The sequence below is a fragment of the Leptospira ellinghausenii genome (genome assembly GCF_003114815.1).
Lineage (GTDB): Bacteria > Spirochaetota > Leptospiria > Leptospirales > Leptospiraceae > Leptospira_A > Leptospira_A ellinghausenii.
The window spans coordinates 1,180,210-1,203,536 of sequence record NZ_BFAZ01000009.1; the positions used below are offsets into that span (position 1 = coordinate 1,180,210).

Sequence of the window (23,327 nt, forward strand, 5' to 3'; positions counted from 1 at the left end):
CGAATCGAATGAATCGCCCAAAAGTTTATAAAATTTTACTCTTAGAAGATGATGAGAGTAGTGCAAAACTATTATTACATACTTTAGAGAGATATAACTTTGATGTGACTCATGTTGTAGATGGAATGTCAGGTCTTACCAAAATCCGAAACAATAGTTATGATTTGATCATCAGTGATGTGAACATGCCTTATTTGGATGGGATCAGTTTTCTCGAAAAAGGAAAGGACATGTTAAAAATGACACCCGTCATCATGTTAACGGCTGTTGGAGAAAAGGACCAAGTGAAACGGGCAGCATTAAGTCATGTCACTGCTTATTTATTAAAACCCATTGCGAACCAAGCTCTCCTCGAAAAAATAGCACTCGTTTTACAACTCAAACCCGAAAACATCATAGATAAAAAGGATTTTCCTTTGCAAATCAATGTGACGGAACTTTCTATTTCGCAGATGCAACTCGACATAAAAGGATGTCCTGGTAAAAAATCCACAGAAGAGATATATGACAGGTTTATGCTTACCTTAGCAGGAAGGGCAAGTTTCACCAATTTGAGAATCAATCTCGATAACGCATTTTTTTATGAAGTCCGTGCCTTACAAATTTTAGATGATTTGATCGCCAAAATTCTAAAACAGACCAATATCAGAGCCAGTTCCCTATTTGTAGATTCCGAATTTTTTAGTAATCACGTCGTGGACTTACAACCATACACGTATCTTTCCGAGGTAAATATAATTTCCAAATGAAGGTTTGACAAAATCAAAAGACCTAAGTCTAATCAAACCTAGGGGGTCTGTTCTTTGGTTAAGATAAAGATAGACGGAGTCGAATACGAAGTCGACGAAAAGAAAAACCTCATTGATGCAACAAAAGAAGTAGGAGTGGAAATTCCCTACTTCTGTTACCACCCAGCTCTGAGCATTGTCGGTATGTGTCGAATGTGTCTCATTGAGATTGAAGGTGTACCGCGTTTACAAGCCGCATGTAATACTCCTGTAAAAGAGGGAATGGGTATCATTACTAAATCCGATCGTGTGAAAGAAGCACGTGCAGGTACCATGGAATTCCTTCTCGCCAATCACCCGTTAGATTGTCCTGTTTGTGATAAAGCAGGAGAATGCCGTTTGCAAGACAATGCTTTTGGTTCTGGATCTGGCCATTCCCGTTTTGAATTTGAAAAACGAAATATCCCTCAAGAAGAAATTGGAACGAACCTCATCATCAATCACAATCGATGTATCGTTTGTTATCGTTGTGTTCGTTTTGAAGAAGAAAAAGTAGGTGAATCTAACTTAGGTCTTTTTGAAAGAGGGAACCATTCAATCATTGGTCTTGCAAAATCAGAACCAATTGATCATAACTACCAAGGTGCGCTTGCAGACATTTGTCCTGTGGGAGCCCTACTCAATAATAAAACACTTTTTAAATCACGTGTTTGGTGGTATAAATCACACAAATCCGTTTGCCATGGTTGTTCCACAGGTTGCAATGTAACAACAAACGTACGAGACAATAAAATGTATCGTTACATGGTACGTGAAAACTTTGATCAAGGAATGTTTTTCCTCTGTGACAAAGGTCGTTTTGATTTGGATTGGATGAACGAAAATCGTTTGTTTAGTTATTTGGAAAATGGAAAAAATTCCACATCACAAGTGGTGGTCTCCAAAATCATTGATCGATTAAAAGAAGCAAAATCCATTGCCGTTCTCGGTGGAGCTCACGAATCCAATGAAACTTTAGAAACATTGAAACAAAATCTAAACTCCCTCTCGCAAGCATTAGGTGGGAAATCCATCCAATGGGAAACTCGTGTGACGGATGCACAAAATAAAGAAACTGAACAAGTAGACTTTTTACTCACAAAAGACAACCACCCGAATACAAAAGGAGCAATAGACTTAGGTCTTACAACTCCTTCTGGAATTAAAGGAATTGTTTCAGCAGTCAAACAAGGTTCAGTGGACTTAGTGATCCTGATCAAAGAATCCATCCCAGATGGCATTGATCCAAGTCAGGTGATTTGTTTTGATACCAATTTGACCGAAGCTGCAATAAACGCGAGTTTATCTGCTCCAATACAAATTTTCTGTGAAGCGCAAGGAAGTTTTACCAACAAAAATGGCCTCAGACAAAACTTTGAGAAGTCAATGAATCCCATCCAAGGGTTGTTAACTTCTGCCGGTGTTGTAGAACTAATTCTGAATACGATGACTAAAAAAATGGAGGCATCCGTTGGGAACCGTTAATGTCGTCAACGTAGCCAAAAAACACCAGTTTTCTTGGTATGAAAAATTTTACTTTTGGTCCATAGGCAAAGGCCTTTGGATCACAATCAAACATTTTGTAAAAGTTGCTTTGTTTAATAAACAGGTAACGATTGAATACCCCGACAAAAAACGTCAGTATTCTACTCGGTTTCGCGGGATGCACTCGATGAAACGAGATGAACAAGGTAGGGAACGTTGTACGGCTTGTTTTTGTTGTATGTGGATTTGCCCTGCTAATGCGATTCACATCGAAGCTGCAGAGGTGACTTCAGAACGCCAACACCTTCACCCAGAAGACAAATATGCCAAAAAATTTGAAATCAATTTACTTCGTTGCATCTTCTGTGGGTTATGCGAAGAGGCTTGTCCGAAAGGAGCAATTTATTTGGATGGAACGGGTGAGATGGCGGCTGACAACCGAGAAGATTTGTTTTTAACCAAAGAAAGAATGATGGAAAAAACAGGTGGTCCCATCCTCGGCCAAAGGAATTAAGATTTCAATTTATCTTCGAAGCAAAAACCCGGACTTGTATGTTCTCATTACATCCGGGTTTCTACTCTAATCATTTCATACCAGTATTTGTGTTTTCTAAATTTTCCACATTCACAAGAGTTTTAGTCAGTCTGAATGTAATTTTGATTCAACATTTACGCGTTCGCATCTCTTTGATTTTTTTCATTTGTTCCTTTGGAATCGGTATTGGATATTTCTCTCCTTTGGTTGCTGAAACCACCATCATTGAAAATGAAGAAGATGAAAAACGTGTTTTAGAAAACCATGCGTTTGAAAAATTGCGCTTCGGTCTTGCCAATCATATCCACTATTACAAAGTCAAAAAAACAAAAAACACCGTTGTCGAACAACGGTCTGGTCGAAAACGATTGTATGATCATAATTTGATTTTACGGTCTATGTTTCGGAATCGAATTCTGCACCACAAGTATGGATCCATTGGACGGCTGTTAGATGGTGCTAGTTTTATCGATTTTGGCAGTGCTATCTTATATGAGGAAGGAGCAGTGACTGTGCGAGATTTATACGAAGACCAGTTCCTCGCTCGTTACATCAAAAAAATTGTGGCAACGGATATCAATGACCCTGAATACGATCACACTCGTTACATCGAAATCCACTTCACGGAACGAGATCCCTTTCCTTTCGCCTTCAATGAAATTCCTTACCGATTGGATGACCCATCTTACATTCGGATATTGACGAAACTCTACACACCAAATGAATTTTCGCCTGTGATCTTTCGGAGTACCAATTCTGGACCTGATTTATTTTACACTGTCGAGGAAATGAAGGAACACTTTCGCTCTGTTTTGGATGCCAATCCGCACCGAACGATTTTGTACTTTTTCAATCGTTACATTTTTTTCCGAACTCCCTGCGAGTCCAAGTTCCAACTCATTGGAACCATCGATGAAAAGGTTGGAGTGAACCATAGTTTCAGCGCCTGGCGGTATGTGGACTGGAATAAACGGGAATTTGCGGAAGCAATCGACCCCAATTTTCGGTACATCCGGATCGCCGATGAACGAAATGAAAGTAAGGCAGACCGGATCGATGCGATGATTTCGGGGTATTCTTGCCAAATCCAAGCGAAAATGAAGTTCTACCGTCACAAATTCACAAAAACTATGACGAAATGATGATTTTTTTACTTTTCTTGTGAGGCGAACTCTGTACGTTTTTCCTAGAACACCCAGAGAGAGGTAAACCCATGGGGAATTCCTATATTATTGATGCTGTCCGAACTCCGAGAGGAAAGGGCAAAAAACGCGGGACACTTGCATCCGTCCATCCACAAGAATTAGCTGCTGCCACATTAAAAGCCATCCAAACCCGAACAGGAATCGATCCAAAAACGGTAGAAGAAGTTGTAATGGGTTGTGTATCCCAAGTTGCTGACCAAGCTGCATGTATCGCACGTTATGCGGTTATGGCGGCTCATTGGCCAAAAGATGTTCCTGGTTATACAGTAAACCGTTTTTGCGGATCTGGATTACAAGCACTCAACAACGTAGCAAACCATGTAGCTTCTGGAGCAATGGAAATTGGTGTTGGTGGTGGAGTTGAATCCATGAGCCGAGTGAAAATGGGTGATGATATGCTTGGTCGTGACTTCAATGTTGGTAACGATAAAATTGCTGCTCACTACAATCTTGTTCCACAAGGGATTTCTGCTGACTTAATTGCTACGAAGTATGATATTTCTCGTGAAGAAGCAGATCGTTTTGCAGAATCTTCACAACAAAAAGCTCATGCAGCAATCCAAAATGGTTATTTCAAGAAATCTGTGATCCCAATTACATTGGATGATGGGACGGTTGTAACAGAAGAAGAGAACCCACGATTGGAATCTGATTATGCATTCCTTTCTGGACTTGGCCCTGTTTTCAAAACAATTGGTGAAAAGGAACTCGATGCAATTGCACTTCGTTCCTACCCAGAAATTAAAAAAATCAATCACATCCATACACTTGGTAACTCATCTGGAATCGTGGATGGTGCTGCTGCGATTTTAGTAACAAATGATGATGGATTGAAAAAATACGGTTTAAAACCTCGTGCAAAAATCCTTGCTACTGTTGCTACTGGTGAAGACCCAACCATTATGTTAACTGGTCCAGTTTCTGCTTCACAAAAAGCATTAAAACAAGCTGGTCTTACAGTAAAAGACATTGATCTTTGGGAAATCAACGAAGCTTTCGCATCTGTAGTGTTATACGTAAAGAAAACACTCGGAATCGATGAATCCAAAATCAATGTGAATGGTGGAGCGATTGCTCTTGGACACCCACTCGGAGCAACTGGTGCAATCCTAACAGGAACTGTTCTTGACGAGTTGGAAAGAAGAGACCTTCGTTACGGACTCATCACTCTTTGTATTGGTGGTGGCATGGGAATTGCGACAATCATCGAACGATTGAAGTAAAATCTATTTAATTTTAGTTCCTTTCAACAGGAAACACATTTGGATCTGAAAATCTGGATCCAAATGTGTTTTATCACTAGCTCCATATCTATTTTCTGCAAAAGTCTTAATAAAAAAACAATACTTTATAAATTCCTAATTTTATTAATTTTCATAACGAAAGTCTAAAATCAAAACTTTTTCCCAATTTTCAAGATCAACCTACAGTTGTTAGATTTTTTTATTCATTAACGTAAAAATTGGTTTACAAATATAATAATTTATGAATCTGATCTACAGATGCGAAAAATTATATTCCTTATGTTTACATTAATTAGGTGTTCTTCTTACGAAAGTTACACTGTACCCGACTTAAAATACACTCAAATTTCACCTGAAAGGAAAATTGCCTTAGTTGGTTTCCTTCCTTATAATTATCTAATGCAAAAAGACCGACAGGGTGAACTTTATCGGTCATCAGCAACTATCGATTATAAAAATTCCATGAAACTGCTTTTTCTCGATGGAAAAGATATTGTTAGTTATGTTTCTAGGAATGGTAATCCAAAAATCACAAGAGACAATTGTTTAGATTTCGTATATTCGTATTTGAACGTTGTAAAAGATTCTGGACAAATGGAACTTCAGAAATTTATAGACTATGAATTAACTCCAGATCTTTCTAAATCAAAATGTATCGTAAAAACTGTAAATGTTGATTTCTACATTCTTGGAATTCCTGGTAAATCTATCAATCCTTGGAGAAATTATGATGAAAGCATCTTTGGATTTTTCAAAAGTGCTTTTTCGGTTTTAACTTTTTTTATTTACCCAACAAAACAAGTCGAACCAGTTAATGCTTCCTTTCATATTTATGATTCAAATTTAAATCTAATCGAAAAATTTGAATATCAAAAACATGTCATAGTAACTACATCTTGGTGGTTTAATTTAAATTTAGATAACAACAGAGTATCTAAAGATATTATATCAAGCATAAGGCAATCACAAGAGAGCATTACTAAAGAGTTTTCGTATGATTTCAACGTAAAATATAAAAAAAAATTTAAGGAACCAATATAAATTTAACGGATGAATAAAATGAGATATAAGATAGGATTACTTTTCTTACTAACTATAGTTTCTCTTCATAACTGCGTTTTAGTGCCAGATTATTCAAAGAACTTTAGAAAATATGAAGTTAAGTCAGTTAAACGTTCAATTTCAGTGACAAAGCCTGAAAGTAGGTTTGAATTTTTTGCAAAAGACTTTTATTATATTTTGGCTGCATATTTAATAGAAGAAAATTTAAAATATTCGGAACTGTTCTCTGAAGTGAAAGAAAAAGATGGCGAATATCTACTTACAGCAGAGAAAATTGAAGATATAGGCTCCGATGATAGCATAGAAGTAACGTATTATATTAAAGTGGAATATTCGCTATATTTAAATAATAAGTTAGTTTTTAAAAATACTTATGAGGGTTCTGCAATATCAGAGCCTTCAGAAAATTTAATGTATGGATTTAGAGCGAGATTGGCAAGAGAAAGAGCACTCCAAGTTACAATGAATAAATTGCTAGATGATTTTGTTAACATGAAAATTTTGAAATAGTATAATGGTCATTAGTTTGTAATTCCTATTCAAGGTATTTGTTTCAAACAAAGCTTAAAGATTTCGCAAAAATTAGAGTTTTTTAAGGAAGGTATTTAAATGTTTAAAAAAAGATCCATTTTATTATTAATTTTATCACTCAATCTGATTTCGTATTGTGCCTCATTTCGAGAGAACAATATTTCTATGGTAAAAGATAGTGATTATAAAGCTAACAAAGCTGAAAAAATAAAAGTCTTTCGTAAATGGAAATATCAATCTAATGGTCCCGATGCGATTCCTAGAGCTGATTTTCATAAAAGCTGGTTTGATAAAGCAATGGTAGATTCTGGATGTTGCATCATTGTTGAAAAGCCAACGGAAGCCACATTGGTTGTCGATGGAATTGCTGCTAACCACATTCATCCGATGAGAGATTTTTTCAATTTATTAAGTGTAGCTACAGCCACAGTTTTACCTTATTGGGCAACAACAAATGTTGATATTCAAGTAACGGTAATGAAAGGAAATAAGAAACACGAATATAAACTAAAAGATTCTTTTACTATGGTACAATGGTTGCCTATGATTTTTGTTTTTCCGTTTACGGGAACCCCAATTAAAAATAGAGACGAACTTTATTTAAATACATATCAAGAACTAGTTGTTCAGATGAAAAAAGATGGAGTCATTTAGAGTCAATTTAAGAGACAACTGAAATGTAAATCCAAAATGAAAGAAAAATGATCATATCTTATTTGCAAATTGGCTTTCAGTATTTTTTCTTAGTTCCCAAAACTCTATAGAAACAGTTTGCATTTAATTTCGCCAAATATGAGTAATGGTATTATGAGCGCAACAGTCACATTGACTGGCATTGTTTGTAACAAATGCCATTTTAAGGTAGCGGAAGTGTTAGATGGATGTCCATCATGCGGAAGTGAATCGATCGAGAAGGTGGAGTTAAAACCAACAGGTCATATCGATTCCTTTACCGTCGTGCATGTTGGGTTTGGTCACATGGCCGAAAGAGCTCCTTATGTTCTTGCGATCGTACAAACGGAAGAAAATGTAAAATTGACAACAGTGATTGAAGGTGTATCCGATTTTGCTTCTGTGAAAATTGGAGATCAAGTTCGTTTGAAAACAATCGACGAAAAAATCGGGCCCATTTTTCAATACTAAGAATAAATTCTATTTAAAAGACAAGATCGCAATAAAGGTAAAGAAAAATATTTCGATTATAACTTGATATCCAAATTCATTTCACAAGAAACTAAAGACTTTCTATGACAAAGAAGATAGTCAAATTGACAGAAGAAGTGATTTCTCTCTTAAAATTTAAGAAAATGGAAAAGTAGAAGTTAAGTTATTTGCATTGGTGTGCTTTACTTCGGGCGTCCATCACCTAAACGCCCAAATCGAATTTTGGAAAAAACGTATATTTTATAAATTCGTTGTTTTAAAAACTTCCATTTTTCCTTTCGGCATCCATTTCTTTTTGGCCTCGCCATCCACCACCCAGTGCTTTATACAAACCTACATTTGCTTCTAAGAGATTGTATTTTAGTTCAAGTGCTTCAACTTGGGCTTCTAAAAAATCTCTTTGGCTAAACAAAACATCGATGTAATCAATTCTACCTGCTTTAAACAAAATATTCGAAATCTCAACGGACTCTCTTAAATTTTGAACCTGTTTATTTTTTGCATCATATTTCTGAGATAAATTTTTGATTTTCAGAATCTGATTTGTTACTTCAGTAAATGCTTTTAGAAGAGAAACTTCATAATTGTAAATGGCTTGGATTTGTAAGTTGTTTGCAGTTGCATAATTTGCTTCAATCGCTTTTCGATTGATGAGTGGTGCGATGATACCTCCACCTAACCCGTATGCTAACGAAACTGGAGTCCCTTTGAAATGTTTTGAATTAAAAGCTTCATATCCAATATTCCCATCAATCTTAAGTGAAGGGTAAAACCTTGCTCTTGCTACTTCAATGTCTAATTTTCGTGATTCTAAAACCAAACTTGCCTGTTTGATATCAGGCCTATTCTCTAAAAGATCAACAGGAACTGATTTTTGAATTTCAGGAAGTGTAATTTCCAAAAAGTCATCAGACTTTCTTGTAATTCTTTCTGGGAAACGTCCTAAAAGAAAATTAAGTCTGTTTTCAGTAATGGCTATTCTTTGGACAATATCATATTTACGAGCCAGGTTTTTTGCTACCTCAGCTTCAAAACGTTTTACAGCCAAGGATGTTGTTCTACCAGCTTCCCTTTGCAATACAACCATATCTTTTACTTTAGAGAGAACGTCTATATAGTTCTCAATTAATGTTAATTGATTATCAAGGGATTTTAGTTCGAAATACGTATCTGAAATTTCTGCTACTAAATTGGTAACAACGTACCGCTTACCTTCAATACTTGCGAGGTAAAGTAGGTAAGCGGATTTCGTTGCATTTCTTAATTTCTTCCAAATGTCAATTTCCCAACTCATTACAAGCCCACCATGAGCAAATAATGTCGGTGAATTGGCGTTAGGTGTGCTAAATCTCTCTTTCTGTTCGAATCCTCCGTCTGCTTGGAGAGATAATTTTGGTAAATATTCCCCTTGCCTTGAAAATACTTCGTTATTCGCGATACTTATTTCTTGTTCTAGTATTGCGAGTTCCTGGTTGTTTTCGATCGCAGTGTCGATTAATGATATCAATTGTGGTTCATTAAAAAACTGGTTCCAAATTTCAGTTTGTAACTTCTGAGCTTTCTCAGAAGATTCCCAATTTTCAAATTGTTCTGGAAGTTTTAAATCTTCCTTATCTCTTTCATAAAGAGCAGGAATACAGGAAACATTCCATAAAACTAAGCATGTGATAACGATTCGTTTCATCTTATTTTTTTCCTTTCCTGGATTTTTTTCGTTCCAATTCAGAAGTTACATACATTCTGTCTGACTCTGAAAGTGGCATGTTGTCTTCATGGTAGATTAGATTTTTGCCTTTTGCGATGTTTGCAAAGATAATGTAGAGTCCAGGCACTACAATGACTCCAAAGACAGTTCCAAATAACATACCACCTAATGCACAGGCACCAATCGTGTGATTGGCAATCGCACCAGGACCAGTTGCTAGAACAAGTGGAATCAATCCAGCTACGAAAGCAAAGGAAGTCATTAAAATAGGTCTAAACCTTGCTTTTGCTCCTTCTAATGCTGCATCAAACACACTCAGTCCTGATTCTTGTCTTTGCCTTGCAAACTCTACGATCAAAACGGCGTTTTTACCGAGTAAACCAATTAACATGATCATCCCGATCTGGGCGTAAATGTCATTGGCAAGACCTAACAATCGTAATAAGAAGAAGGATCCAAAAATTCCTGGTGGGAGTGAAAAAATGACTGAAAAAGGTATGATGAAACTTTCATACTGTGCAGATAACACAAGGTATACGAACACAATTACAATAATGAAAATGAAAATGGCTTCATTTCCGCGAGAGGCTTCATCATAAGAAAGTCCTTCCCAACCTACTTCAAATCCTTTCGGGAGATTTTTGGATACTTCTCTAATGGCATCAATCGCATCGCCGGTAGTGTAACCTTTGCTAGGTAAAACGTTGATTACAGATGATGTATAAGCATTGTATCTTGTGATCTCGTTTGCACCTTGTTTTTGTTCAAGGGACAAAAAGGAAGAATATGGAACCATTTCTCCTTTGTCATTTGGTGTAAATAAACCTAGGATATCGGTTGGTAATCTTCGATATTCAGGTGCAGATTGAACGTATACTTTGAAGAACTGATTGAATCGAATGAATCCTTGTTCATACGTACTACCAACGAGGATGTCCAAGTTGTCCATTGCATCACCAATGTTAACTCCTTTTTGCATCGCAAGTTTTCGATCAAGTTTCACTTCCAATTGCGGAAATTTTGCAGAGTAAAATGAGAAGAGACCCGTTAGTTCCTCACGTTTTTTTAACTCTTCCATAAACTCTACGTGAACTTTATCGAAGGCAGTATAATCACCACTATTGGTTTTATCCAATAATCGAAACATAACTCCACCTGCTGCTCCAAAACCAGGAACCGCTGGTGGTTCAAAGAATTCGATGATGGCACCGAAATTCTTTGTTTTGTGCTCTAATTCTTCCATTACATCATGGACAGAGTTTTTTCTTTGAGACCAATCTTTTAAACTGATGAGACATGTTCCAGCGTTGGATCCTTCCCCTTCCGTTAGGATTTCGTATCCTGCAAGTGATGCCACTGAATCAACACCTTCAATCTTTAAGGCAATCTCTTGGAGTTTTCTTGCGACATCATTTGTTTTTTCAATGGTTGACCCTGGTGGTGTTTGGATCACTGCGTAGATCATACCTTGGTCTTCTCCAGGAACAAACCCTGCAGGAACCAACTGCGATAAGAAAACAAAACCAACCGCAAAGAATAGTAACAATGAAACAATAAATACTTTTGAACCTGAAAATCTGTGCATTAAGTTCACATATTTTTCTGTCATAATTTCAAAGTAAAAATTGAATTTTTCTAAGAAAATATCAATTGGGTTATGAGTTATTTTGTTATGATTATGTGGTTTTAAAATCATCGCCGTTAAAACAGGCGTTAATGTTAAAGCGACAATTCCAGAAAGCACAATTGAAGTGGCCATTGTGATCGCAAATTGACGATAAAAAACCCCAACAGGACCTGGTAAAAAAGTTACTGGCACAAATACTGCTGTCATGAGTAAGGTAATCGCAATCACCGCGCCACTAATTTCGCCTAATACTGCTTTAACGGATAAATACACACTCAAATGGTCATCGGCCATTTTTGCATGAACTGCTTCCACAACAACAATGGCGTCATCCACAACAATACCGATCGCAAGAACCATCGCAAACAAAGTGATTAGGTTAATGGTAAGTCCCAATGCCATCATAAAGGAAAAGGCACCTATGAGGGATACAGGAACTGCTATGATAGGAATTAAAGTTGAGCGCCAATCGCCCAAAAAGATAAATACAACAATCGCCACTAAAATAAAGGCTTCTACTAATGTATGGATTACTTTTTCGATGGCTGCATCGATAAAGTTCGATACATCATAACTTAATTTGTAATCCATTTCTGGTGGAAAAGTTTGTTTTAATTCTTCTAGTTTTGATTTGATATCTTCAATAACAACTTTGGCATTACTTCCTTCCGTTTGTTTGAACATAATCGCAGCTGCAGGATGTCCGTCAACATCGGAGTAAATATTGTAAAACTCACTATCAAGTTCAACCTTGGAAATATCTTTGAGGTAAAGTAATTCACCTCCATTTTTAGCTCGGATGATGATATTCTCATATTGCTGAGGTTCGTTAAACCAACCTTCATATGTAAGAGTGTATTCTAATGATTGTGCTTGTTTTCCAGAACTTTGGCCAAGTCGCCCAGGTCTTGCAATGATACTTTGGTCTTCAATTGCCTTCATCACTTCAGCAGTTGTTACATTATAAGCACGCATTCTATCTGGATTTAACCAAACACGCATTGCATATTGTCTAGTTCCTAAAATCTTTGCTTGTCCGATCCCATGAATCCTTTTTAATTCAGGTAATAGAAACACTGTCGCATAGTTGTATAAAAACTTCTCACTCGCATTTGGATCTTTGCTGTATAAGTTTACATACAATAACATACTTGGTTGGACAGGTTGTACAAATATACCTTCCAAACGTACGAGTTCTGGTACTCGATACATCATTTGGTCTACCCTAGTTTTCACTTGTACTAAGGCATCATTTGGATTTGTTCCAGGATCGAACAAAACTTGTATGATTGCATCTCCAGAACTTGTGGAAGAAGAAATCATATATCTCATTCCAGCAACCCCGTTGATTGCTTGTTCCAATGTTGTAATTGTTGATTGGACTAGTACTTGTGCACTGGCACCTGGAAAGGATAGAGTGATTGTTACCCGAGGAGGGGCAATTTCAGGGAATTGTGAAACAGGTATGTTCTTAATCGAAATTAATCCGACGAACACAACTAATACGGATATAACTATAGCGAGAACGGGTCTCTGGAGAAATTTTGTAAACATACAATATCTCCTAGTGAGCCTGTAACTCGAAACTTTTCATGACGTTCTCACGAGTTTCGATGTTAAATTTCACAGTATCACCATCATGAACTTTACCAAGACCTTCTAAAAGGATGATGTCGCTGTCAGTAATACCAGATTCTACGACAAACAAGTGAGGAATTTCGTGTGAGACTTTTATCTCAGTCGATTTTAACTTACCTTTACTTGATATTGTGTATACATAACGTTTATCTAATACTTCAAAAGTAGCCTTTTGTGGAATGAGTAAGGCTTCCTTTAAATTTTCTTTGATCACAACATTTCCCGTTTCTCCATGACGTAATAATCTTTCTGGATTTGGAAAGGTTGCTCTAAAAGGAATGGTTCCTGTTTCACTATCGAATTCTCCTTCGATCGTGTCAGCGTTTCCTTCTTGATTGAAGTATTCACCATTTGCCATTAAAAATTTAACTTTTAATGGTTTGTCCCCTGATCTGCGGGCATTGGAAAAGTTTAGGTAATCCTTTTCTGAAACATTGAAATATACCCAAAGTTTTGAAATGTCAGAGATTGTAGTTAAAAGAGTTCCTTCTTCCACTAAACTTCCAAGTCGAACTTGGAGTCGATCCGTGATCCCAGAGAATGGAGCAGTTACAGTTGCCAAATTTAAGTGAACTTGCGCTAATTCCATAGCAGCTTTATTTTTTTTCAATCTGGCTTTGATAAGAGATAATTCTGTTTGGGAAACAACGTTTTCTTTGAATAACTTCTCAGTATTCTCATATTCGATTTGTGTTGATTCGTATTCTGCTTTTGCTTTTTCGTATTGTGCAGTAACTAACATAGGCATTACTTGGAAAAGTTTCTGACCTTTTTTTACGATCTTACCTTCATCCATATAGATATGGGTTAAATATCCTTTTTCGAATGCTCTGATTTCGATACGTTGGATTGCTTTCACTTGCGCTACATAGTTTTTATCAATAATTACATCTTGTTTCCATGGATACGTGGCCATGAGTGCGTTTTTATCTTCATGGTTCTTTGTATGACAATTCATTTGAAAAAAAGATGTTAATACAAATACTGTAACCAGTATCTTTGAAGTGAAAGAGTGCTTAAGCCCTTTGAGAAGTTTCATTGTGTCCCCACTTTGTCTAACGTTTGTTAGGCAAAATTTAAAAAATCATCGAACGCAATTTAATTTGGATTGCGATCTTCCGAGAAAAAAATCTTTGTTAAGTGAGGATGGGAGGTGCGCGGTCTTTGACGCTATTTTTGGTTAAAAATGAATTCGGAAAAGAGAATAGGACAGGTTTTAGTTCAGTATCAAATATAAGTGATATATTGAGAAAAAATGCGAAGGAATGATTTAATTCGTTTTCGCGGTGGGAATTAATCTCCGCTTCTTCCTCACTATTTTCACTTACTTCTTTGATGACATAAGAAAAATCATATAAACTACTATGTTTATACGTTTGGTTTTTTTGGTAGCTGTCAAGATGGAATACATAGCCCTCAGTATTAGTACTGATGAATACAAAAGAGAGAAGCAAAATTGCCAATCGACTTATCAATGTATTTACCATCATCAAGCGCATCTAATGCCAGCGAATTCCCAAATCGATTATTGTCAACAGTTTAAGCGAACAGTTCTAAGTCTCATTTAAAACAAAAAAACTGCGGTATTCACGTCAATCTTATCGAAGTGTCGATTGTAGCGGAAATCCTTTCCTCTCATCATTAGACATCGAATGAGAGAAAAAGTAGGAAAGTTTGCAATGCAAAGAAAGGTCTTTTAGCAATTCATGTTATGTGATGAAACCAACTAAGGTACTAAAGTCATTTGGATGTAATTTATTTTGCAAATATGACTGATTCATTTGGGAGCAAAAGTAAATCGCCTGTATCCAATTCCTTTTCTAACTCAAAAGATGCATTTCGATTCTTAGAACTGAATAAAATTTGATTCAGATTCCATTTTCTTGGGTAAGAAACTCGAACTGGTTTGGATGAAAAATTCAAAAAAATATATGTCTCCTCTTTTCCATCCCTCCTTCTGTAGTATAACGCATGTTTATCGTCACTCAAGAGGATTTTTAATTTCCCTTTACGAAGTGATTTACGATCTTTCCGTATTTGAATCAATTTTTTATATGTGAAAAAAAGTGAATTGGGATCTTGTTTTTGAGATTCAACATTGAGAGTATCTGAATCTTCATAGAGGGGAAGCCAAGGTTTGCCAGTTGTAAATCCCGTTGTATCGGAACCATCCCAAGGCATAGGGATTCGTTCCGGATCTCGCCCAGGATGGAAAGGCCAATACCGTTTCCCAACTGGATCTTGGATTTTATTGAATGGAACTTTTTGGCGTTTCATACCAATTTCCTCTCCATAGTATAAGAAAGGAGTTCCACGTAACGTTAACATCATGCAAGCGGCAAGTTTGGCTCGATCCAATGTATCTTCACCCTTTTCGTAACGAGTGATATGCCGTGGAAAATCATGATTGGATAAAGTATAGTTTGGCCAATTATCTTCCCCTAATGCTGATTCAAAGTCCTTAACAATTTGGAAAAATCGTTCCGCCTTCCAAGGTGAAAATAAAAACATAAAATTAAAGGCAAGGTGAAGTTCATCATTACGACCACAGTAAGTTGCAGGAAGTAAAACATTACCAGGGAAATCTTGCATTATCTCTCCAACAAACATACGTTTTTCGGAATAAGAATCTAACAGTTTTCTCATCCTTCTTAAAATTCCATGCATTTCAGGTCTATCACGATCGTATGTATGAACTTGTTTATCGTAAGGCCTTGGACCTTTCATAAAATAAGAAGCATTGTTTCGAAAAAATTCATCTTTTACATATAAGTTGACAACATCTAAACGGAATCCATCCACTCCCATATCGAGCCAATATTTCATCATCCGAAAGATAGCGTCTTCCACATCTGGATTACGCCAATTAAGATCAGGTTGTTCTTTTAAAAAAGAGTGAAAATAATATTCACCAGTACGTTTGTCATATTCCCAACCAGATCCACCAAATGCACCCAACCAATTGTTAGGTGGCCCATTATGGTTTGCTTGTTTCCAAATGTACCAATCTCGTTTTGGACTATTGACAGACGATCTGGATTCAATAAACCATGGGTGAAGGTGGGAGGTATGATTCACTACCAAATCCATGATAATGCGAATCCCTCGTTTATGAGCTTCCTTTAACAAACGTTTGAAAGTTTGAATATCTCCAAATACGGGATCTATTTCTTCATAGTCTGAAATATCATATCCAAAATCAAACATAGGAGAAGGATAAACTGGAGATAACCAAATAGCATCGATACCGAGTGAGTCTTTGGAACCTGCTAAATAATCCAAACGTTGGATGATTCCTTCTAGGTCTCCGATCCCATCCCCATTGGAATCTTGGAAACTACGTGGATAAATTTGATAAATGACTGCTTCTTTCCACCATGCCATATTAAAAACTAATCTCCATGATACCTTGGTTTTCTTTGACTCTTGCTACTGAGAGAATTTTTTCCTTAATTGAAAGGAGTAGACCAGTATCTTCTATTTTTTTACCATTTTTAGTTTGGATGTGAAAGGAGTCATATGCAAAATCAGCACTTGTCGAGATTCTAACAAAGATTACTTCCAATTCTAAATCGATTAAAGTTTTGAGAATACGATACACTAATCCTATTGAATCAGGTACTCTTACTTCTAATACAGAATAAGTATCTGATAAATCATTTGCAAACTTGACAAGTTCTTCGACCATTCCTTCTGGAATTTGTGGTAAGGTTTTCCAAATATTGATAGTGGAAGCCAAATCTTCAATATTCACTTTCCCTTCAATACAATCGGCAAGAGTGGACTCAATTTCGTTTATTTGTGGTTCGGCGATTTCTCCACTTCCGAATTCATCAGTGATTTGCGCTTGTAGAATCAAATGTTCATTTTCACTTCGGAACAACCTTAGGCCTACTAAATTTAACCCAAGACTGGAAATAATTCCTGAAAGATACAGTAACATTCGTTTGTCAGCCTTTGCAAAAAGAGACAATGTAACAAAGGCTGGTTCTTTTTCAGAAAGTAATCGAAATGTGGAACCTGATTGTATCCATTCATGTAAAAATACAAAGTGTTGGTATACTCTGCGTGGGGTATTATAGTTCAAATAAGAACTGGGGCGAATTTGCATCCCAAACGAAACAATTTGTTCTGCTTGTTCAGTTGTAAGTCCTTCTTTTTCGATTAGATAGGATTCAAGAGTATTCTCGATGCGTTCCTGGTTATCGGGACGATTCGTTTTGTTTTGTAAGTATGTCAATGTGGATGTAAATAAAAAATGTAAAATTTCTTTTTTCCAATTGGTAAGAACTGATTGGCCAACTGATTTTGTATCAATGATTGTCATTACATATAACAACCGTAAAGTGTTTTCATTGGAAAATTGTTCTGCAAACGAAGAAATTAGATTTGGGTCATAAATATCTCGTTTGGATGAGAGTTCAGACATGACGATATGTTCTGCGACTAAAAATCGCAAGAGTTCTGTATCTTCTTCTGAAAATCGGAACCTTTCCGCGATGATGAGTGCAAGTTCGGCACCATATTGGCAGTGATCACCTTCTTTTACTTTCCCTGCATCGTGAATCAGGATTGCCAAAGCCAAAATTTCAATTTTTTCGCAAGAATTAAATACGTCTTGGACTTGTGGGTCTTCCCATAAATCAGCAATCAATACATCTAACTCGCGTAATATGAGCAATGTATGTTCATCAACTGTGTATTGGTGGTGGTAACTAAAGAGGGGAAAGTTGGTACAAGCTCCAAATTCAGGAATGAGTTTTCCTAGCACATTACATTCATGCATGAGTGTGAGTGTATGCCCAATACGTTTTTTGTGGCGTAACATCTCCATAAAACAATCCAAAACTGATTTTTGGTTTTTAAAATCATCATCGAGAAAATGTGATGCAAAACGGATTTCGTTTAAATCGATCCGAGATGGTTCCTCTTCGTTTTTTTGTGATTCGCTGAAAAATTGAATGATGTCATCGTATAAAGTATCTGGATTGGAAAGTTCTTTGTGGATCCGTTTTTTATTCAGATTGGTTTTTTCATCCAAGTAGGTTCCAATATAAAAATAAACATCCTTTTGGGCTTTATAAAATTGGCTCATAAAACGTTCTAAGGTTTTAATTTCGTTCTTAGGACCAAATCCTAAAAACTCAGCAACTTCTGCTTGTAAGCCTAAATCTAATCTGTCATTTTTACGGCCACTGATGATATGGAGAGCGGATCTAGTTAAAAGTAAAAAATCATAAGCCGACAGTAAAGTTAAACTATCACCAATTAAATAAAAATCAAAAATCCCACCATCAGCACTATCAGCGAGTGGATTTGTTTTTTCGATCCAATACATTTGTTGGATGTCACGAAGTCCTAATGGATCGTTTTTAATATTGGGTTCTGAAAGTAAAATTGGATTATAAGAATTGATAATTCTTTCTCTGAGATAAGATAGTTTCCATTCATTGTATTCTTTGATGGTTTTTTCAGGAATTTTGCCCAGGAATTCGTTTTTGAATTTTTGGAATAAAACTTCAGATCCTACAAGAAACCGAGCATCAAGTACTGCATGGTAGGTTTCGATTTGGTTTAAGTATAAAAATGATTCTTTGATCGTACGGCAGCTATGACCCACTTCCTTATCATTGTTATATAAGAACGTATTGATTTTGGAAATGATTTCACTTAAGATTTTGTCTGAAAGTTTTCCATCATGAAGGTATAATAAATCAATATCCGAATGAGGTGCAAGTTCCCTTCTTCCATAACCTCCTACGGCAATGAGGCAGAGGTGGTCTTTTATGGGGATTTCGTTTGACACTTCCAAAAAAACTTGTCGTATTGAATCGTCGATCAGGTTACTCAACTGACGGGTAAACAACCTTCCTGAAGAGACTGTTTTGGCTTTTGGAAAGGTCCGTTGCAGTTTTGCCTTGAGTTCTGATTTCATCATGTAAAGATTACCTTATTGGACAACTTTAACATGAATCCGAAGATTAAAATCACAATTCAGTTTATTTTCAGCCATCTTTTGGCTTATCTCCTTGTTTCCATCCCTTACTTTCAATTGGTGATGAAAGATTATTATGAAGGTGAGTCTGCTGTGTTTCCTCTTTTTTTAGTTACATCGAGTGATGGTGCAGCTTGGTCGAGAGCGATGGCTTGGTTATTTCCAACCTTACTCCTCCAAGCACTACTGATTGTGAGTTTTTTACATCTGATTTGGGATTGGTTCCAAAAACAATCTTTCAACAAACAAATGTTTGTTTTGGTATGGATGAGAACCGTTTTAGGTGGACTGGCAGCAATTTCTCCTTCTGTAGGAAGTTTGGAAGGAATGGTATTTATGATTTCTGAAGTGACCCTATCGATCCACATGTATGTTTTATTTGAAATTTTTTTACAATCAATTGTCCAAGCGGGGATTTTCCTTTGGTTAGCGAAACGGTTTTTAATCCTTCAAAGGAAATAGTTTTTTTAAGATAGGTCATTATGGTTACGAATCAAACTTACTTTCGAATCCGTTTTTGGGTAATAATATTTCTTGTTGGATTTAAATTCGCAAATCCTTTGTCAAGCGATGGGTGGGAGTCTTCGATTTGGAAGGAAAAAAACTACCAAAACAAACGAATCTCAAGTGCGGATCCAACAAATGGAAATGATGATTTTATCAAAATTCCAAAAAAATCAACCATCACGATTGCTGAGATCAAAGGGCGAGGGATCATCAAACACATTTGGATGACATTGGCCAGTAAAGACCCTATGGCTAGGAAAAATGTTGTGATTCGTATGTATTGGGACAATCATTCTTATCCTTCCGTAGAAGTTCCGTTAGGTGAATTTTTTGGACAAGGTTGGGGAGAAGAATACATACTCAATTCGTTACCACTTGTCGCAGCACCTAAAAAAGGAAAGTCAATGAACTCATATTTTCCTATGCCATTTGAATCGAGTGCGAAAATTCAAATTGAAAACGAATCGGATGAAGACATTAGTAATTTTTATTTTTACATTGATTATGAAGAATGGAAATCACCTCTCGATTCCCCTTTACGATTCCATGCACAATGGAACAGAAGTATCACAAAACCGAACACTTCGAACCAAAGAGAAAATGAATGGGGATTACTTGGGGAAACTGAAAAAACAAAATTTAACAAAGAAAACTACTTCTCCGTTCTTGAAACCGAAGGAAAAGGCCAATTCATTGGACTTAATTTATATGTGGATTCTCCTACTCCTTTGTGGTATGGCGAAGGAGATGATCTAATCTTTATTGATGGAAACCAAACAAGTGCTACACTAAAAGGAACAGGAACCGAAGATGTGTTTAATACGGCTTGGTCACCAAAAGAAGTGTTTATGCATCCTTATTTTGGATACCCTCGGGTTTCCGATTCAATAGGTTGGTTGGGTAGAACCCATTTGTATCGATTTTGGGTAGAATCCCCCATTCGGTTTGAAAAAAATTTCCTATTCTTATTGGAACATGGTCATGCAAATTCCTTGACCTTAGATTTGATCTCTGTTGCTTATTGGTATCAGAGTCTGAATCCAAAACCAATGAAGGTTTTGCCGAAAAAAGAATTTAGGGTGAACCAACCTGAGATCAATTTTCGTCACATCCATAAATGGCGGGATTCATTCCGAAGTGAAAAAGGAAATGGGGAAATTTGGGGAAATGAATGATTTTAATACAGAAACACTGGCTAAGGAAATTGTTTCCCAATCCATCGATGCAATTGTTGTTTTAGACACAAACCAACAGATATTATTTAGTAACATAGCGTTACAATCGTTAACTGGATATTCAGAAGAAGAATTGTTTGGTAAATCATTTTCTTTTTTATTCCCACCGAATGAAAAAGGAGAACAAACATCAATAGAAGCATTCGTTAGTTCCAACGAAGCACATTACATTGCAGGATTTTTAAAAGAATTAGAACTCATCACAAAACCAAAAGGTACGATTCCCGTGGAAATTCGTGCTTTTACCATCCACCAAGAGAACAAAGAGTATTACGCGGCGATTATCCGAGATGTGAGAGAACGTAGGCGTTTAGAAGAACAAAAAAATGTACTCATCAATAGTTTGAAACGTTTGGCTTATATGGACGAACTTACGATGTTACCAAATCGTCGTTCCTTCTCAGACACCCTCCAAAAAACCATCGCAACCGTCAAACGTCGTAACCGGGAATCGGTGCTTGCGGTAATGGACATAGACCATTTTAAGGTGATCAATGACACCTACGGACATGACATTGGGGATCTGGTACTCAAAAAAATGGCCAATATCTTTGTGGATTGCCTACGGGAAGAGGACACAGTGGGAAGGCTTGGTGGAGAGGAATTTGGGTGTATTTTGCCAGACACCACCACCGAAGGGGCAACCATCGTCCTTGACCGCCTCCGCGAATCGGTCGAAACACACCGCTTTTTTATCTTTGATAACTACTATCTGAACGTCACCTTGAGCATTGGTTACACCAAGGTTCATCCCATCCAAAAACCAGAAGAAGTTCTGAAGTTTGCTGACATCGCCCTCTACCAGGCAAAAAACCACGGCAGAAACCAAATCCAAGTCTATCCCGTTTGAAAAATTTTAGCAGTTTCTTTGAAAGTCTGCTAAAATTCGCAACTTGGATGGACAACGTGCTTGACGAAAAAAACGGAAATTCGTAAACTTTAAGCATAGATTAGCACTCTAATCATCAGAGTGCTAAAGGAAGTGCTTGGAGGCTATGGACCTTTCCCCTAGACATCGTTCCATTTTGAAAGCATTGGTTGAGGAGTTTGTTTCAGACAACAAACCTGTCGGCTCCAAAACCCTTTCTGAAAAGTACGATATCGGACTATCACCAGCCACCATTCGGTCCTGCTTGGCAGAACTCGAGGACATGGGTTACATAGTAGCTCGTCATACTTCGGGTGGTCGGGTGCCAACAGAACGAGGGTATCGGTTGTATGTGGATAGCCTTGTGACTCTTTTTGAGCTCACAATGCGTGAAAAACAAAGGATCCAAGAAGAGTATCTTCGGATGCAATTTCGTTTGGACCAGGTTCTCATTGCAACCTCCAAGGTACTCGCTTCCCTTTCGCAATCGGCAAGTGTGGTTTTAGGTCCGGAAGGATCTCTCGACACATTAAAACATATAGAACTCATCCATGTAAATGGAGGAGAAGTTCTTATGATCCTTGTTATGCGGTCTGGAACTGTGCTGAATCGAAATATATTTTTCGATTTTCACATCTCACAAGAGAGTCTGTACCAAATTTCACGGTATTTGAATGATAACGTCAAAGGATTTGATGTTCATGAAATTCAAAGTAATCTGATCCCTCAGATGATGTTGAAAAAAGAAGGCCCAGAAGGATTTTCTTTGTTCGCTCCATCGATTGCGAGAGCAATGGGAACAGATAGTATGTCTGTTGATAACTTGTATATCGACGGATTAAAAAACTTATATGAAAACTTTAAGGATGAAGAGGAACAATTAGAAAACATCCTGCATCTATTTGATGAAAAACAGTTCCTCAAAGAGTTTTTTAGTGATTATGTTCCGATGGATGGTGTTTATACCATTATCGGAAAAGACGGTAATGAAAAGTTAGGTGGTGTTACCATCATTACAACGAATTATCGTATGGGTGAAAAAAGGATCGGTTCCATGGGAATTATAGGTCCTCAGAGGATGAATTACAATAAGGCATTACCTTTGATTGAATTCACTTCGAAGTTAGTTTCAGAAATGATAACGAAATTGAGTAGGTAGTAGGAGGCGAAATGGCAGAAGAAACGAACGGGTCCCTAGAAGATCAAAATGTGCAAGTGGAAGAAGGGCAAACCATTTCTGACGAAGCCATTGAACAAGCGGTAGAAGGAGCTGAAAAAGAACTCGATAATGCAAAAAAAGAAATCGAATCTTTAAAGGACTCTTGGCTCAGAGAACGTGCGGAGTTTCAAAACTACAAACGTCGAACAGCTAACGATTTGTTAAATGCAAGAAAAGAATCCATCAAGAAGTTTGCGGAAGGACTGACAGGTGCTTTGGATAATTTGGAACGTGTTTCGAATGTTCCTAACCAAACACCTGAAGTGGTTGCTTTTGTGGAAGGTATCAAGATGGTACAAAAGGAATTTTATTCCGTATTGGAAAGAGAAGGAATCAAACGATTGGATCCGAAAGGAATGCCGTTTGACCCTATGCTCATGGAAGCAATTGCTTCCGAAGAAAGTGCAGAGTATACAGAAGAGACTGTTATCGAAACCTACCAAGCTGGTTATTACCACGAAGAAGGTGAAAACAAACAATCGATTCGTCCTGCACGTGTGAGAGTGGGAAAACCACAAAGTTAATATAAGTAAGAAGGAG

20 protein-coding genes are annotated in these 23,327 nt (G+C 37.0%); 14 read left to right on the forward strand and 6 right to left on the reverse strand.

What is annotated here, in order from left to right:
- The first annotated feature begins 8 nt into the window (after nt 1-8).
- The 9 genes from DI076_RS14110 (at nt 9) to DI076_RS14150 (ending at nt 7,972) form a co-directional block, all read left to right on the forward strand.
- Entirely contained in the window at nt 9-749 is a 741-nt protein-coding gene (locus DI076_RS14110; RefSeq protein WP_108960415.1) for a response regulator, read from the forward strand.
- A gap of 54 nt (nt 750-803) precedes the next feature.
- Nucleotides 804-2,252, forward strand: a complete 1,449-nt coding sequence (locus tag DI076_RS14115; protein ID WP_108960416.1) for an NADH-quinone oxidoreductase subunit G — start codon at nt 804-806, stop codon at nt 2,250-2,252.
- Nucleotides 2,239-2,766 (forward strand): NuoI/complex I 23 kDa subunit family protein, encoded by a 528-nt coding sequence (locus tag DI076_RS14120; protein WP_108960417.1) that lies wholly within the window; start codon nt 2,239-2,241, stop codon nt 2,764-2,766. Before DI076_RS14115 ends, DI076_RS14120 begins: the two co-directional genes overlap by 14 nt.
- A gap of 140 nt (nt 2,767-2,906) precedes the next feature.
- Nucleotides 2,907-3,929 (forward strand): hypothetical protein, encoded by a 1,023-nt coding sequence (locus DI076_RS14125; RefSeq protein WP_245918509.1) that lies wholly within the window; start codon nt 2,907-2,909, stop codon nt 3,927-3,929.
- A 71-nt stretch (nt 3,930-4,000) separates the two neighbouring features.
- A complete protein-coding gene (locus tag DI076_RS14130; protein ID WP_108960419.1) occupies nt 4,001-5,215 on the forward strand; it encodes an acetyl-CoA C-acetyltransferase in 1,215 nt (404 codons plus the stop codon).
- Nucleotides 5,216-5,515: 300 nt separating this feature from the next.
- The gene (locus tag DI076_RS14135) at nt 5,516-6,277 is read left to right on the forward strand and encodes an Lp29 family lipoprotein (protein ID WP_245918439.1); all 762 of its coding nucleotides are present in this window, start codon (nt 5,516-5,518) and stop codon (nt 6,275-6,277) included.
- Between the two features lie 18 nt (nt 6,278-6,295).
- Nucleotides 6,296-6,808: a hypothetical protein gene (locus DI076_RS14140; protein WP_245918440.1), complete on the forward strand. Its 513-nt coding sequence runs from the start codon at nt 6,296-6,298 to the stop codon at nt 6,806-6,808.
- Nucleotides 6,809-6,907: 99 nt separating this feature from the next.
- Nucleotides 6,908-7,483: a hypothetical protein gene (locus tag DI076_RS14145; RefSeq protein WP_108960421.1), complete on the forward strand. Its 576-nt coding sequence runs from the start codon at nt 6,908-6,910 to the stop codon at nt 7,481-7,483.
- A 153-nt stretch (nt 7,484-7,636) separates the two neighbouring features.
- A complete protein-coding gene (locus DI076_RS14150; RefSeq protein ID WP_108960983.1) occupies nt 7,637-7,972 on the forward strand; it encodes a Zn-ribbon domain-containing OB-fold protein in 336 nt (111 codons plus the stop codon).
- A gap of 277 nt (nt 7,973-8,249) precedes the next feature.
- Here the strand turns inward: DI076_RS14150 and DI076_RS14155 are convergent, their stop codons facing one another.
- From DI076_RS14155 to DI076_RS14180, 6 genes are all read right to left on the reverse strand, one after another.
- Entirely contained in the window at nt 8,250-9,677 is a 1,428-nt protein-coding gene (locus DI076_RS14155; protein WP_108960422.1) for a TolC family protein, read from the reverse strand.
- Nucleotide 9,678: 1 nt separating this feature from the next.
- Nucleotides 9,679-12,879, reverse strand: coding sequence for an efflux RND transporter permease subunit (locus DI076_RS14160; protein WP_108960423.1), 3,201 nt, complete (start codon nt 12,877-12,879; stop codon nt 9,679-9,681).
- A gap of 10 nt (nt 12,880-12,889) precedes the next feature.
- On the reverse strand, nt 12,890-14,002 hold the full coding sequence (locus DI076_RS14165) for an efflux RND transporter periplasmic adaptor subunit (protein ID WP_108960424.1): 1,113 nt from the start codon (nt 14,000-14,002) through the stop codon (nt 12,890-12,892).
- A gap of 97 nt (nt 14,003-14,099) precedes the next feature.
- Entirely contained in the window at nt 14,100-14,462 is a 363-nt protein-coding gene (locus DI076_RS14170; protein ID WP_108960425.1) for a hypothetical protein, read from the reverse strand.
- Between the two features lie 256 nt (nt 14,463-14,718).
- Nucleotides 14,719-16,347: a glycoside hydrolase family 13 protein gene (locus DI076_RS14175; RefSeq protein WP_108960426.1), complete on the reverse strand. Its 1,629-nt coding sequence runs from the start codon at nt 16,345-16,347 to the stop codon at nt 14,719-14,721.
- A 1-nt stretch (nt 16,348) separates the two neighbouring features.
- Complete coding sequence (locus DI076_RS14180) at nt 16,349-18,901, reverse strand: [protein-PII] uridylyltransferase family protein (protein WP_108960427.1); 2,553 nt, start codon at nt 18,899-18,901, stop codon at nt 16,349-16,351.
- A 30-nt stretch (nt 18,902-18,931) separates the two neighbouring features.
- On the opposite strand from DI076_RS14180, the gene DI076_RS14185 reads away from it, so the two are divergent.
- From DI076_RS14185 to grpE, 5 genes are all read left to right on the forward strand, one after another.
- Nucleotides 18,932-19,420, forward strand: a complete 489-nt coding sequence (locus DI076_RS14185) for a hypothetical protein (RefSeq protein WP_108960428.1) — start codon at nt 18,932-18,934, stop codon at nt 19,418-19,420.
- A gap of 20 nt (nt 19,421-19,440) precedes the next feature.
- Nucleotides 19,441-20,640, forward strand: a complete 1,200-nt coding sequence (locus DI076_RS14190) for a glycoside hydrolase family 172 protein (protein WP_245918441.1) — start codon at nt 19,441-19,443, stop codon at nt 20,638-20,640.
- Complete coding sequence (locus DI076_RS14195; protein ID WP_108960984.1) at nt 20,633-21,550, forward strand: sensor domain-containing diguanylate cyclase; 918 nt, start codon at nt 20,633-20,635, stop codon at nt 21,548-21,550. The genes DI076_RS14190 and DI076_RS14195 overlap by 8 nt, the downstream gene beginning before the upstream one ends.
- A 145-nt stretch (nt 21,551-21,695) precedes the next feature.
- Complete coding sequence (gene hrcA, locus DI076_RS14200) at nt 21,696-22,727, forward strand: heat-inducible transcriptional repressor HrcA (RefSeq protein WP_108960429.1); 1,032 nt, start codon at nt 21,696-21,698, stop codon at nt 22,725-22,727.
- Between the two features lie 11 nt (nt 22,728-22,738).
- Entirely contained in the window at nt 22,739-23,311 is a 573-nt protein-coding gene (gene grpE, locus DI076_RS14205; protein WP_108960430.1) for a nucleotide exchange factor GrpE, read from the forward strand.
- Nucleotides 23,312-23,327 lie beyond the last annotated feature (16 nt).